Below are 13,965 nucleotides of genomic sequence, written 5' to 3' on the forward strand. Positions count from 1 at the left end.
GACCACGGAACGTAGCAGGAACCCACCCCTGACACGAAGTTGATCAGCTTCGGAGCGCGCTCACCCCCGTCCGTACTGTTCGGCGGGGGCGATGCTGACGTGGCCGTAGTGGAGCGCTGTTCGGTCGACGAGGGATTCCAGGCGGCGGGAGCGGTCGTCGTCGGGGTCGAGGCTGAGCTGGTGGGCGACGGTGTCGGCGGGGCGGAGGCCCGCCGTGCGGAGGGTGATCGTGCGTACTCGGGCGCGCTGCAGGCCGAGTTGCTCGTACAGCCGGTACCCGGCAGCGGTCAGGTCGGGGCTGTGCGCCGTCGGTTCGGCCAGCGCGCGGGTGCGGACCGTCGTCGTGCCGTCGGCGTAGCGGACCGTGAGGGTGAGCGACTGCGCGACCTGCCCTTCCACGCGGAGTCGGGCTCCCAGATCCCGCGTGGCCGCGAGCACGGCGCTGCGGTGCGAGATCGGGTCGGTCTCGTCGCGCTCGAACCGCCGCTCCGCGCTGACCGTGCGCAGCGGCAGGCCCGGTACCACCGGGTAGCGGTCGATCCCGTGCGCCCGCTCGTGGAGCAGTCGCCCGGCGTCGGCGCCGAGGATGCGCTGCAGGGTGCCCATCGAGGTGGCGGCGATCCGGCCGATGCTGGTCAGCCCGTATGTGCCGAGCGTCTTGGCGGTGACGGGTCCGATGTCGGGCAGCGCGATCGGGGACTTGTCGGCCAGGAACTCCGTGATGGCGTCCGGGTCGTCGGGCAGCAACCGCACGCCGCCGGGCATGCCGTCCCACGCTGTCATGCGGGCGAGCATGGGGTTCGGGGCGACGCCGATGGTGGAGTCGGAGCCGTACCGGCCCAGCACCCGCACGCGGATCAGTACAGCCAGATCCTCCACGCTGCGGTTGTGGTACCGCACCGCGCCGTCGAGGTCGAGCAGCGCGGCATCGGGCGGCAGGGCCTGAACGACCGGAGTGATCTCGTGAAGGACCGTCAGCAGCCGTGCGTAGGCGTCCTCGCCGAGCAGAAGCCCGGAGGCGGGGTGGAAGTGCACGTACAGCACCGTGGGAGTCATCCGGCGCTCCCGGGCGATGCGTGCCAGAGCCGACGGGCCGGAGCGGAGCGGTCACCCGCAGGCTGCAGATCGGCCCACGGATGCAGCTCGGCGCCGGTGGTCTCCCGCAGACGGCGCTCGACTGCCGGGCCGACACCCCGGCCGGCAGGCCGATCCGCGCCCTGAGCGGCCGCCTCCGCACCGGGGCTGTCGGCGAGCCGGGTTGCGACGGCGTCGAGGCCCTCGCTGCTCTGCCGCAGGTCGGCGAGTTCCTGGAGGTCCCAGGCGGCGGTGCCCACGATGCTGATGCCGCGTCCGCCGCGGCGCTGGAGGGTACCGCGGACCAGCAGCAGTCCGCTGTGGAAGACGGTGTGGGCCACGGCCTCGTGGCTGTCCTCGAAGAACGCCAGGTCGACCAGGCCGCTCCCGTCGTCGAGCGTGACGAAGATGACCCGGCGTCCGCTGGCGATCGGCGGCGTCTGGGTCGAGGCCCGGATGCCGGCGACGAGCACGCTGTCCCCCGCGGAAACGGACCGCAGCCGTCGGGCCGGGGTCGCGCCCACCTCCTCCAGCAGCCGGTGGTGATGCTCCATCAGATGCCGGGAGGTGTCCATACCGAGCACCTCCAGCTCAGCGCCGGTGCGTTCGCCCTCGGTCATCTCCGGAAGCCCCGCCCGGACGGCCGTCTCGCCGCCGGCGAGCGACAGCTGGCCGTCCACCGCCGTCGCGCGGTGCTGGTGGTGCAGTTCGGCTATCTGCAGCAGCAGGTCGCGGCGGGTCAGGTCGGCGGCGATCGCGTCCACCGCGCCGATCTGCACCAGGTGTTGGGCGACCGGCAGCGAGGGGCGGGTCCGCTGCCACCAGTCCGTGAGCGAGGAGTACGGCTGCCCGGCCTCGATCCGTCGCGCTTCGGCCGCGGTGATGCCCCGGACCCCGGACAGGGCGAGCCGCAGACCCCAGGTTCCCCGCTCCTGCTCGATCCGGTAGGCGGTTCCGGACCGGGAGACGTCCACCGGCAGGATCGGCACGCCGTGCCTGCGGGCATCCGCCAGGATCACCCGGCGCGGCCACATCCCCGGGTCGTGCTCCAGCAGTCCCGCGTAGAGCGCCGCCGGATGGTGGGCCTTCAACCAGGCGCTCTGCAGCGCGGGTACGGCGAAGGCGGCGGCGTGCGCGCGGGCGAAGCCGAACGCCCCGAACCCCTCCAGGATGCCCCAGACCTCGGCCAGCACCTCCGCCGCATAGCCGCGTGCCGTGGCCTCGCGGTGGAACCAGGCCTTGACCTTCGGCTGACGTTCGCTGGAGGCCAGCGCCCGTCGTGCTTCCTCGGCCAGCGCCCGGTCGCACCCCGTCATGGTCGCGATGATTCCGATGATCTGCTCGTGCCAGATCGTGACGCCGAAGGTGTCCCTGAGTGCCGGCTCCAGATCCTTGTGCGGATACCGCGGCGACCGGTTGCTGTGCCGGGCGGCGATGTACTGCTCCGGCATGCCCCCGGCGACGGGACCGGGCCGGAACAGGCTGATGTCGGCGACGATGTCGTTCACCGTGGTGGGCTGGAGCCGGGCCAGCAGGTCGCGCTGACCCGGCGATTCGAGCTGGTAGGTCCCCAGCGTGTCGGAGGCGCGGATCATGTCGAACACCGTCGGGTCGTCCAGGGGCACCTCGTCCAGGTCGACGGCCTCACCGGTGGCGCGGCTGATCTCCGCCGTGGCGTGGGCCATGGCCGACCACATCCGCACACCCAGCACATCCAGTTTCAGCAGCCCCATCTGTTCGACGTCCTCCTTGTCGAACTGGCTCATCGGGAATGCCTCGCCGGACGTGGGCACGACCGGGGTCCGGTCCAACAGGGTGGAGTCGGACAGCAGAACTCCGCAGGGGTGCATGGCCACCCCGCGCGGCAGGCCGTCGAGCCCCTCGGCCAACTCCCACAGCAGGCCGTAGTGCTGCGCCCGGGCGGCGAGCGGGCGCAGTTCCGGCAGCTCCTTCAGGGCGGCGCGGATGTCACCGGCGCGGATGTGAGGAAACGATTTTGCAATCTCGTCGACCTCGGCCGGGGCGATGCCGAGGGCCATCCCGGTGTCGCGCAGCGCGAAGCGGGCGCGGTAGGTCTCCGGCATCGCCACGGTCGCGATCCGCTCGGTACCGAAGCGTTCGATGATCGCCCGGTAGACGTCGAGGCGGCGGGCGCTCTCGGTGTCCAGGTCGATGTCGGGCAGGCTGCGGCGGCGCATCGACATGAACCGCTCGAAGACCAGGCTGTTGGTGATCGGGTCCACGTTCGAAATGTCCAGCGTGTAGTTGACCAGTGACCCGGCGCCGGAGCCCCGGGCCGCCACCCGGATGCCGAGCGCGCGTGCGTCGGCCACGACCGTGGCCACGGTCAGGAAGTACGGCGGGTAGCCGAGCTCTTCGATGACGCCGAGCTCCTCGCTCAGCCGGACCAGGGCGGCCGCCGAGCGGTCCAGGCCGCGGCGAACCAGGCCCGCCTCGCAGCGCTCGCGCAGGACGCGTGCGGCCGAGGTGGCACTGGCTCCGACGAGCTCGGGCTCGGGGAAGTGGACGCGGCCCATCCCCAGATCCCCGGCCGGGTCGATCCGGCAGCTCTGGGCGGTGTCCTCGGTCGCGGCGAGCAGCCGGGCGGCACCGCGCTCCTGTCCGGCCGCCCGGGCGATCCGCTCCGCGATTCCGGCCATGGCGGCAGGGTCCTTCAGCCAGCGTTCGCCGCTGTCGAGCTGTCGCCGGTCGATCGGCCGCAGCAGCCGGGCCGCGTCCAGCACATCCGCCGTGCGGTGCTGACCGGGGTCGGCGTAGCGGGTCGCGTTGGTCAGCACGGCCGGGATGCCGAGCCGGTCGGCCAGGCCGACCGTGTGGGCGGCCAGCCTCAGCGACCCTGGTCCGGTGCCGGGCAGGCCGTACGAGAGCGCCTCGAGGCGCAGCTGTGGCCCGAACAGGTCGCGCCACGGGAGCAGCTGCTGTTCGGCGAGGTCCGGGCGGCCCTGCGCGAGCATCCGGACGGGTTCGGAGACCGGTCCGAGCAGGGCGATCAGGCCCGGCCCGGCGTGCTCGCGCAGCGCAGGCCAGGACAGCACCGGTGCTCCGCCGCCGGTCGACGCGTGCGCGGCCGACACCAGGCGGCACAGCCGTGCCCAGCCGCCGCGGTCCTGGGCGAGCAGGACGATCCGCAGCGGCGGCTCGACGACGTACGCGCCGCCGCGCACCGGCGTACGGCGCCGCTCGACCGTGGCCGGCAGGATCGGGGCGACCGCGAGATCCACCCCGAACACCGGCCGCAGCCCGGCGTTCGAACACGCCATCGCGAAGCGGACGACACCGGCGACGGTGTCCCGGTCGGTCAGCGCGAGGGCGTCCATGCCGCGCTCGGCGGCGCGCTGGACCAGCGCGCCGGGATGGCTGGCCCCGTAGCGGACGGCATAGCCCGAGCAGGTGTGCAGATGCGTAAACACACCATGCACCTCCTGCTGCCCACTGAGCCCCCTCGCCCGGCCCGACCGTCGGACCCCACCCTCACCTTAGACCAAGTTTTCGAACATGTGATCGAGTCGATGGGTGTCGGTGGACTGAATGGGCGATATGACTGAAATTTTACTCTTGCGGCATTTGTGACTCCGGCAGGGCTCGGTGTGGAGGCATCAAGATCATCGCGGTTCAAGATCACCGCGGTTGGCGGTGTGTCGCCATCCCGGAGGGCTAACGCCGCCGAGCGACATTGACGGGTGGCTGTGCCGTGCGAGTGACCCTCGATGGAGTGAAGAACGAGTCTGGACAGTGCCTATGTGGATTGCCTAAGGCATGTGACACTCCGCCAAATCTTGTCCGAGTCGTGTCATGTGCGCGTCCCACTATCCCGCTGAGCTCGGTTTTCCCATGTCAGCGTGCAGGCCCGGCCACTACGACGGCCAGAGGGAGAAGCAATCCATCCCGGAATGATGGCAGGGCGATGAAGTTGGGTAAATGCTCTACGAACACGGAGTATTCGTGCTTCCCTTCCTGAGTCCCCCGAATGACCTGCCGCTGTGGGCGGCTGTGCCCACGGCGGCTGTTCCGATCCCGGTGCCCTCGAGTGACCCGAGTACGCGGAGCCAGAATGCTCACCACTCTCCATACCACCTACACCGACACCCGAGCCGGTGACCTCGCGTGGTGCCTGGGCAGCCAGGAGCTGCCCGCGCTCGCCGTGCTCGATCTGCGGATCGGGCCCGTCGACCTCCAGCTTCGCCTGCTCGGCGCGTCCCACCAGGTCGTGCTGGGGGCCGGGGCCGCCCGCTGTTCCGAGACGGTCGCCTGCCTGCCGGGGCGCCGGACCCCGCTCCCGGCCCGGGTCGCGGAACGCGTCCAGGGTTGGGAGTACGAATTCGCCGCACGTGTGGAAACGCTCCAGCCGCAGAGCTTCGCCGGACGGGCGCAGGAGTTGCTCGCGCTCGTCGAGAACCATCCGCACGGCCTGGCCGGAGTCTTCCCGGGTGATCCCACGGCGTTCACCGCAATGCTCGCCGGGGGCGACGAGCGGGAGATCTACTGGCGCACCTGGCACGCCTATCCGCAGGAAGGACGGCTGGTGTGCACCCGGTCCTCGCTGAAGGCACGGGAGTGAAGGGCCGACGGCTCCTGGCTGGGATTTCTCCAAATGCGTTCACCAAATACGTTCAATTGAGCGAAGCGTCAATCCAGCATCCTCTCCTATCACTCCTCCAGGGGAAGTGGGCGTACCTAGGCGTCGCCTAGCGTTTGTTCGTGATCAACCATTCCGCAGGACCTCCGCAACTCTCGGCCGTCGGCACCCGTGCCGCCCGGTTGCTGGTGCTGCTCGCGGCGTTCATCTGCGCTGCCTGCGGACTGGTGTACGAGCTGGAGTTGGTCGCGCTCGGCAGCTACCTGCTCGGCGACTCCGTCACCCAGGCGTCCGTGGTGCTGTCCGTGATGGTCTTCGCCATGGGCGTGGGCTCCTTGCTGGCCAAACGCTTCACCTGCCGCCCCGCCACCGCGTTCGCGCTGGTGGAGAGCGCCCTCGCGCTCGTCGGCGGGCTGTCCGTCCTCGCCCTCTACGGCTGCTTCGTCTGGATCGGCCACTACCGGGCCGCGCTGGTCGCCGTCGCCCTGGTCATCGGCACGCTCATCGGCGCGGAGATCCCGCTGCTGATGACCCTGATCCAGCGGATCCGCCGCCAGGAGGCGGGCCGCGCCGTCGCCGACCTCTTCGCCGCCGACTACGTCGGCGCGCTCGTCGGCGGGCTCGCCTTCCCGTTCCTGCTGCTCCCCGCGTTCGGACAGGCCACCGGGGCGCTGGTCACCGGCGGCGTCAACGCCGTCGCCGGGGCGGTCGTCGTGCTCTGGCTCTTCCCGAGGGAGCCCTCACGACGGGTCAGGGCCCTTCTGTGGAGCCTCTGCGGGATCGTGCTGATCCTGCTGTCCGTCGCCGCCGCGCTCACCGGGGCGTTCGAACGCGCGGCGAGGCACGCCATGTACGGGGCCCCGATCCGCTTCGTCGCCCAGAGCCGCTACCAGGAGATCGTCCTCACCGGGCCGGTCGGCGGACCGCCCCCGCCGCCACCCCCGCGACCGAGCCCGCCACCCCCGCGACCGAGCCCGCCGTCGCCGAGTCCGTCCGCACCGCCGGTTCCAGCCTCGGTTCCGCCCTCGGCTCCTGATTCGGGCGCTGCTTCGGGCCCGCCTTCCGATCCGGCTTCCGATCCGCCTTCCGATCCGCATTCGGCCCTGCCCGCCTGGCAGGCCGGTGCGGTGGGCGAGCGGGTGCCCCCGCCCCGTACCGCCGTCGACGGCTACCCGCCGCCTACCCTGCCCGCCACTGACGGTCCGTCATTTCCCGATCTCCGGCTGTACCTGGGCGGCAGGCTCGCCGTCTGCGGCGCCGACGAGGCCCGCTACCACGCAGCACTGGTCCAGCCTGCCCTCGCCGGGCCGCACGCCCGCGTGCTGGTCCTCGGCGGCGGGGACGGCCTCGCCGTGCACGAGGCACTGCGCCGGCCCGGCGTGCAGAGCGTCACCCTCGTCGAGCTCGACCCGGAGGTGCTGTACCTCGCCCGCACCGATCCGGTCCTGTCCCAGCTCAACCACCATGCCCTGGACGACCCCCGGGTCCAGGTGGTCACCGGCGACGCCTTCGGCTGGCTGCGCTCGGCGTCCCGGCGCGAAGCGCCCTACGACGTCGTCGTCGCGGATCTGCCCGACCCCGGCCTCGACACCGGACGCAAGCTCTACACCCAGGAGTTCTACGGCCTGGTCCGAGGGATGCTCACCCCGTCCGGAAGGCTCGCCGTCCACGCCGGCTCCGTCGCCACCCCGTCCTACTGGGAGGCGGACAGCACCCTGCGCTCCGCCGGGCTGCACACGGTCGACTACTCCGTGCCCGCCGACCGGTCCTGCAACGGGCCCGCCGACTGGGGCTTCATCCTCGCCTCCAGCGGACCACCGCTGCTGCTGCCGTCCGCCGCGCACCTGGCACCCGGCAGAATGGACGCCTCCGCGCTGCGGCTCGCCATCGCCCTCGCCGACGCCCGCCGTCCGGCCCGTGACCAGGAACCCTCGACGCTGCTCCACCCGCGTTGAGAACGCGTTGAGAACCCGTTGAGAACGCCTTGAGAAGCAGCCGACGGCCGGCTTCAAAGAACTCGCGGCATCATGCGCCCCTTCCGCGCCGCCCGGTCTGTAGGCTTCCAAGGCATGGAGCATGAGGTTCTGGTACCGCTGCCGCCGCACACCCTCCGACGGTCGCTGCGCCGCCCCGAACTGCTGGCCCGGTGCCTGCCGGGCTTCACCGCCGAGGACCAGGTCGACCAGGACGGGGAGCCCGTCCTCGCCGGGCGGTTGAAGCTGCGCGTCGGCGGCTCCTCCATCACCTACCGCGGTGAACTCCGGTTGGAGGATCGGGAAGCGGACGGCGGCGACGCCGCGTTCGCAGTCCGGGCGGAGCAGTCCGTGGGCAGCGGCGAGGTGTCGGGAACGGTGCGGATCGCCGTGCTCCCGGACGGCAGCGCGAGCGGCAGGTCGGCGGACGGCGGCGCGGACCGCGTCGACTCGGCCGAGGACCGCAGCCGCGTGGTGTTCCGCTGCGCGCTCGCCGCCAAGGGCCGGATAGAGGATCTGGACCCGCAGGCGGTGACGGTCGCCGTCCGCCGTCTGCTGGATCGTTTCTGTGCCGCCCTGGCGGAGGACCCGGCGGTGGCGGAGCCGGTCGCCGAGTTCCCCGACGAGGACCCACGGCTGTTCTCGGAGCTGGTCGACCTGGGCGAGCTCACCGACCTCTCCCGGCTGGCCGACTTCGACGTCCCCAACGACCTGGACGACCTCGACGACTTCGACGTCCCCGGCAGCCCCGACGACGCGGAGCTGTTCCTGATCGAGGAACCGGCCACCGCCCCGGGGGCGTTCAACGGCGCGGCCGCCCTCGACGAGCCCTGGGGGGACGCGCAGCCGAACCGCCGCAGCATCGTCGGCCGCTCCGCCGAGGAGGTCGACCACGCCCCGCCGCGCGGCCGCTACGGACCCGCGCTCCCGTCCCGCAGCGCCCGCTCCCGGGCCGCCGCCCGCTGGAGCGCACCGGAGCGCCGCATGGGCGAGCCGCCGACCGCCGAGGTCGAGCGCAACCGTGTGCCGTGGATGGTCGGCGGAGGCGTCGCCCTGCTCGGCGGAGCGGTGATCCTGGTCCGCGCCCTGCGCAGGCGTGGGTAACGACCTGGGAGGTCGTAACGTCGTTCCGGACAGGACGACTTACCCCCCGTTCAGACCCGCCCTTTGCCGGTCGGTCTGACCCACCGCGCCAGGAGGCCCTGTGTCACGCCCCGCTTCGACGTCCCCCGCCACGATCCGGCTCAGCGCCGGAGACGTCGATGTGACCGTCCTGCCGGAGGACGGCTGCCGTCTGGGCAGCCTCCGCGTCGGCGGCGTCGAGCTGCTGCGGACGGCGGACGACCCGGCCGCGCGGGCCGAGGGCGAGGGGGAGGGCGAAGGCGTGTTCGCCTATGGGTCCTTCCCGATGGTTCCCTACGCGGGCCGGGTCGACCACGGCCGCTGGAACAACGCGCAGGTGCGCCACCAGCTCCCGATCGACATGCCGCCGCACGCGATCCACGGCACCGGCGTCCGCAGCGCCTGGCGGCCCGCCGCCCCCGCCGGGGACAGCACCGCCGCCTTCTACTACGACCTGGTCGGCCCCTGGCCCTATGCCGGGCGGGTCACCCAGCTGTTCGAGCTGACCCCTGAGTCGCTGCGCACCACCCTCTCCGTGGAGACCCGCGCCGACTCCTTCCCGGCGCAGGCCGGTTGGCATCCGTGGTTCCGCAAGCAGCTCTCGGACGGCGGCGCTCCGGTCCGGCTGGACTTCGCTCCGGCCTGGCAGGAGGAGCGCGGCGCGGACCACCTCCCGACCGGCCGCCGGATCGACCCGCTGCCGGGTCTCCGCGACGACTGCTTCGGCATGCCGGACGGGGTCGCCGCGACCCTGGTCTGGGAGGGCGAACTGAGCCTGGAGATCACGTCCGACTGCCGCTGGCTGGTGGTCTTCGACGAGCAGCCCGACGCCATCTGCGTCGAGCCCCAGTCCGGCCCGCCGAACGGCCTCAACACCGCCCCGCGGCTGGTCACCCGGATCGAGCCGCTGGAGGTCGGCACGACCTGGACCTGGCGGCGTCCCTGACCGGCAGGGGCCGCCCGATACGCTGGGGCCTCATGAGCAACCACCGCGACGCGCTTCTCGACCAGATCAGGACCAAGGCCGTGGTCCACGGCAAGGTCACCCTGTCCTCGGGCCTGGAGTCCGACTACTACATCGACCTCCGCCGGATCACCCTGGACGGGCAGGCCGCGCCGCTCGTCGGCCAGGTGATGCTGGACCTGACCGCTGACCTGGACTTCGACGCGGTGGGCGGGCTCACTCTCGGCGCGGACCCGGTCGCCACGGCCATGCTGCACGCCTCCGCCGCGCGCGGAGCCCGCCTCGACGCGTTCGTCGTCCGCAAGGCCCAGAAGGCCCACGGGATGCAGCGCCGGATCGAGGGCACGGACGTGAAGGGCCGCCGGGTGCTGGTGGTCGAGGACACCTCGACCACCGGTGGTTCGCCGCTGACCGCCGTCGAGGCGGTGCGGGAGGCCGGCGGCGAGGTCGTCGCGGTCGCGGTGATCGTGGAGCGCGGCGCCGCCCCGACGATCGAGGCGCAGGGCCTGCCCTACCTGGCGGCGTACTCCCTGGCCGACCTCGACCTGTAGCGGCCGGCCGGCCCGGGGCAGGCTCGTCGGCGACCGTCGGCGACCGTCGGGGCCGGGCGTCAGCGCTTGCGGTGACGCCCGCCGACGGTGGCCTCGTCGCGCGGGGCCGCCGGCCCGGGCACGTCGCCCGCCGCGCCGGCGGCGGCCTTCCGGCGCCGGTCCCGGAGCACCTCCACCAGGATCGGCGACAGCGACAGCAGGATGATCAGTGCCATCGCCGGGATCAGGTACTTGTCGATGACCGGGGCCATCGACGCGCCGAACTGGTAACCGATCATCAGCATCGACTCGGTCCAGATCACACCGCCGACGACGTTCCACAGGAAGAACGTCCGCGCGGGCATCTCCAGCGTGCCGGCCACCGGGTTGAGGAAGGTCCGCACGACGGGGATGAAGCGGGCCATGACCACGGCCTTCGCCGGGCCGAACTTCAGGAAGTACTCCTCGGCCTTGTCGACGTGCTCCCTTCGGAACAGCCGGGACTTGGGCCGGTCGAAGAGCTTCCGTCCGGCCTTGGCCCCGAGCAGATGGCCCAGTTGCGCGCCCGCGACGGCGCAGACCGGCGCGCCGACGAGCAGCACCCCGATCGGCATCTGGGTGCCGAGGACCTTCAGGCCAGCACTGGACGCGGCCACGCCGCCGAGGATCAGCAGCGAGTCGCCCGGGAAGAAGAAGCCGACGAGCAGTCCGGTCTCGGCGAAGATGATCGCGAGCAGCCCGACCGTACCCAGTTGGGAGATCAGGGCTTTGGCGTCGAGGACGTTCAACGCGAGAGTCATGGTCGTCACCCGCGCAGAGTAGCCTGCGCGGCTAGCTCCGCACTGTGAAGGGCAGCCTCGTGGACGTCAGGGAGGCGTCTCCGCTCTGCACCGACAGGCCGGCGTCCGCCATGGACACCTTCCTCGGCGCGCTCGCGGCGACGCCGAGCCGCAGCCGGAAGACCGCTGTCGCGCCGGGTGCGAGCCGCAGTCCGGCGGCGGGGTGCGGGGCGGCACTGAGGCCGGGGTCGCAGGAGCCGGCGACGAGGGGCAGCCTGGTCCAGCCGCCGCCCGCGAGGTACTGCTCCAGGATCAGGTCGCGCGGGGTGAGCACCCGTCCGCCGCCGGTGCCGTAGGCGTAGAACAGGACGCTCACCGCCGGGTAGGCGCGGTCGGTGGTGTTCCTGACCGTCAGCGTCACCTCCTGGGCCGGTCCTCCGCGGAAGAGCGCGAGGGGGTGGGCGGGCCAGCCGGTGAGGGTGGCGTCGGGGCGGGTGACGGCGGCGGTGCGCGCGGGTGCGCGGTAGCGGTGGCCGTGGTCGTCGGCGTAGGAGGCCGCGACGGTGAGGCTGCCGGGCCGGTCGAGGTCCTGGAGCCGCAGCGCGACAGTCTGCGGCGTGGCCGAGCGGGTGTCGACGGGGAAGCTGAAGCTGCCGTGGGTGGGGAAGGCGGCGCTGCCGGAGGCGACCGCGAGGTCGAGCCAGCGGTGCGCCGCGGGGATGTACCGCTGGATCTCGACGGAGTCCGTGCTGAAGCCCTTGCTGGTCAGGTCGAGGCGGACGGTGCCGTGTCCGGCCGGCGCGCGCAGCGTCACCAAGGCCGCCGACCACAGGCCGATCGGCAGCTGCGCCGGCTGCGCGTAGGCGAGGGGCGGGGCGGGGGCGCCGCTGGGGGCAGCGGCGGCGGGCGCAGCGGCGGGGACGGGCTCTGCGGGGGGCTGCCGCAGGTCGGCGGAGGTCGCCCCGCAGACCGACTGCCCCGACGCCTGCTGCGGGCTGTTCGCGGCGTGTCCGGCCCCGGCAGCCAGGGTGAGGCTGAGCGCCGTTCCGGTGGCCAGCGCCATCCCCGTCCTGCCGAGCCGTCCTGTGCGTGCCATGGCGGTGCCCCGTCCCGTCGTTGTCCAGTCGCGAGTGCGCCGCCAGGTTCACATCCGTGCGGCTTATATACCGTTGTGAACCTTATGATCCTTTTGTGCTGATCTAGTCTGGCGCGGGCGGTTGCGGCGCGGGTGTCCCCCGCGCGGGTGAACCCGGTGGCGGGGGATGGGACAATGGCGCTGGTTGCCCGGCCCCTGGTCGGGGTCGCAGTATCCGTAGACGCATCACCGACAGGAGCGGATCCGTATGCCCATCGCAACTCCCGAGGTCTACAGCGAGATGCTGGACCGGGCGAAGGCAGGCAAGTTCGCCTACCCGGCCATCAATGTCACCTCGACGCAGACCCTGCACGCCGCACTGCGCGGCTTCGCCGAGGCCGAGAGCGACGGCATCATCCAGATCTCCACCGGCGGTGCGGAGTTCCTGGGCGGCCAGTACAACAAGGACATGGTGACCGGCGCGGTCGGCCTTGCCGAGTTCGCCCACATCGTGGCCGGCAAGTACGACATCACCGTCGCGCTGCACACCGACCACTGCCCCAAGGGCATGCTCGACGGCTACGTCCGCCCGCTGCTGGCGATCTCCGCCGAGCGTGTCGCCCGTGGCGAGAACCCGCTGTTCCAGTCGCACATGTGGGACGGCTCCGCCGAGACCCTCGGCGACAACCTGGCGATCGCGCAGGAGCTGCTGGCCCAGGCCGCCGCCGCGAAGATCATCCTTGAGGTCGAGATCACCCCGACCGGTGGTGAGGAGGACGGCGTCTCGCACGAGATCAACGACAACCTCTACACCACCGTCAACGACGCCGTCCGCACCGCCGAGGCCCTCGGCCTGGGCGAGAAGGGCCGCTACCTGCTGGCCGCGTCCTTCGGCAACGTGCACGGCGTCTACAAGCCGGGCAACGTCGTCCTCAAGCCGGAGCTGCTGCGCGAGCTGCAGGACGCAATCGGCAAGCAGTACGGCAGGACCGACCCGTTCGACTTCGTCTTCCACGGCGGCTCCGGCTCCAGCGCCGAGGAGATCGCCACCGCACTGGAGAACGGCGTCGTGAAGATGAACCTCGACACCGACACCCAGTACGCCTTCACCCGCCCGGTCGTGGACCACATGTTCCGCAACTACGACGGTGTGCTGAAGGTCGACGGCGAGGTCGGCAAGAAGAGCACCTACGACCCGCGCACCTGGGGCAAGCTGGCCGAGGCCGGGATGGCCGCCCGCGTGGTCGAGGCGACCCAGAGCCTGCGCTCGGCGGGCACCCGCCTCAAGTAGCAACTCCGTTACGACCCAGGGGCGTGGAACTGCGCTGCCAGACCTGCACCTTCGTGGAGGGTTGGTCGCGCAGTTCCTCGCGCCCCTGTTGTTGTCGCTCGCCTGCCTACGCTTCCCCCTGCGCTACTGCTTCAGCGCGGCGTAGCCCTCAGGGCTGCTGTCCTTCAGGAACTCCCAGCAGCGCGTGGACTCCTCGGTCTCGTTGATCGCGCCGGCGGCCCGGGCGAGCGCCGCCAGGCAGCGCAGGAAGCCGCGGTTGGCCCGGTGCTCCCACGGAATCGGTCCGTGACCCTTCCAGCCGCTGCGACGCAGCGCGTCGAGCCCGCGGTGGTAGCCGGTGCGGGCGTAGGCGTACGACTCGACCACGTGCCCCGCGTCATACGCGTCGTCGGCGAGCATGGCCCAGGCCAGCGAGAACGTCGGGAAGTCGGCTGCCACCTGCACGGGCGACGCGGACTCCTCCGCCAGCAGGCGGTAGGGCTGCTCGTCCTCGGGAAGCAGGGTCGGCTCCGGGCCGCCCAGCAGATTCTTGTGGATGCTCATGCCGTGAAGTCTGCCAT

General features: G+C 71.9%; 11 protein-coding genes. 6 read left to right on the plus strand and 5 right to left on the minus strand.

Going from position 1 to position 13,965, the window contains the following annotated elements; translation table 11 throughout:
• Positions 1–60: 60 nt before the first annotated feature.
• A complete protein-coding gene (locus ABIA33_RS28160; RefSeq protein WP_370085452.1) occupies positions 61–1,056 on the minus strand; it encodes a hypothetical protein in 996 nt (331 codons plus the stop codon).
• Positions 1,053–4,505, minus strand: a complete 3,453-nt coding sequence (locus ABIA33_RS28165; RefSeq protein ID WP_370085453.1) for a DNA polymerase III subunit alpha — start codon at positions 4,503–4,505, stop codon at positions 1,053–1,055. The genes ABIA33_RS28160 and ABIA33_RS28165 overlap by 4 nt, the downstream gene beginning before the upstream one ends.
• Before the next feature lie 641 nt (positions 4,506–5,146).
• On the opposite strand from ABIA33_RS28165, the gene ABIA33_RS28170 reads away from it, so the two are divergent.
• The 5 genes from ABIA33_RS28170 to pyrE all read left to right on the plus strand — a co-directional run bounded on the left by ABIA33_RS28170 (position 5,147) and on the right by pyrE (position 10,281).
• On the plus strand, positions 5,147–5,653 hold the full coding sequence (locus ABIA33_RS28170) for a DUF2617 family protein (RefSeq protein ID WP_370085454.1): 507 nt from the start codon (positions 5,147–5,149) through the stop codon (positions 5,651–5,653).
• Positions 5,654–5,793: 140 nt separating this feature from the next.
• Positions 5,794–7,626: a spermidine synthase gene (locus ABIA33_RS28175; protein WP_370085455.1), complete on the plus strand. Its 1,833-nt coding sequence runs from the start codon at positions 5,794–5,796 to the stop codon at positions 7,624–7,626.
• 114 nt (positions 7,627–7,740) lie between these two features.
• Entirely contained in the window at positions 7,741–8,748 is a 1,008-nt protein-coding gene (locus ABIA33_RS28180; protein ID WP_370085456.1) for a CoxG family protein, read from the plus strand.
• A gap of 100 nt (positions 8,749–8,848) precedes the next feature.
• Positions 8,849–9,712 carry an aldose 1-epimerase gene (locus ABIA33_RS28185; RefSeq protein ID WP_370085457.1) on the plus strand — a complete coding sequence of 288 codons (864 nt, stop codon included), beginning with the start codon at positions 8,849–8,851 and terminating at the stop codon, positions 9,710–9,712.
• A gap of 32 nt (positions 9,713–9,744) precedes the next feature.
• Complete coding sequence (pyrE, locus tag ABIA33_RS28190; RefSeq protein ID WP_370085458.1) at positions 9,745–10,281, plus strand: orotate phosphoribosyltransferase; 537 nt, start codon at positions 9,745–9,747, stop codon at positions 10,279–10,281.
• A gap of 59 nt (positions 10,282–10,340) precedes the next feature.
• On the opposite strand, the gene ABIA33_RS28195 is transcribed toward pyrE, so the two are convergent.
• Positions 10,341–11,060: a DedA family protein gene (locus ABIA33_RS28195; RefSeq protein WP_370085501.1), complete on the minus strand. Its 720-nt coding sequence runs from the start codon at positions 11,058–11,060 to the stop codon at positions 10,341–10,343.
• Positions 11,061–11,091: 31 nt separating this feature from the next.
• Positions 11,092–12,135: a hypothetical protein gene (locus ABIA33_RS28200; RefSeq protein WP_370085459.1), complete on the minus strand. Its 1,044-nt coding sequence runs from the start codon at positions 12,133–12,135 to the stop codon at positions 11,092–11,094.
• 247 nt (positions 12,136–12,382) lie between these two features.
• On the opposite strand from ABIA33_RS28200, the gene fbaA reads away from it, so the two are divergent.
• On the plus strand, positions 12,383–13,405 hold the full coding sequence (gene fbaA, locus ABIA33_RS28205) for a class II fructose-bisphosphate aldolase (RefSeq protein WP_370085460.1): 1,023 nt from the start codon (positions 12,383–12,385) through the stop codon (positions 13,403–13,405).
• 123 nt (positions 13,406–13,528) lie between these two features.
• Here the strand turns inward: fbaA and ABIA33_RS28210 are convergent, their stop codons facing one another.
• Positions 13,529–13,948 carry a DUF3151 domain-containing protein gene (locus ABIA33_RS28210; protein WP_370085461.1) on the minus strand — a complete coding sequence of 140 codons (420 nt, stop codon included), beginning with the start codon at positions 13,946–13,948 and terminating at the stop codon, positions 13,529–13,531.
• Positions 13,949–13,965: the final 17 nt, after the last annotated feature.

It is taken from the genome of Streptacidiphilus sp. MAP12-16, from assembly GCF_041262165.1.
In the GTDB taxonomy this organism is placed as follows: Bacteria; Actinomycetota; Actinomycetes; order Streptomycetales; family Streptomycetaceae; genus Streptacidiphilus.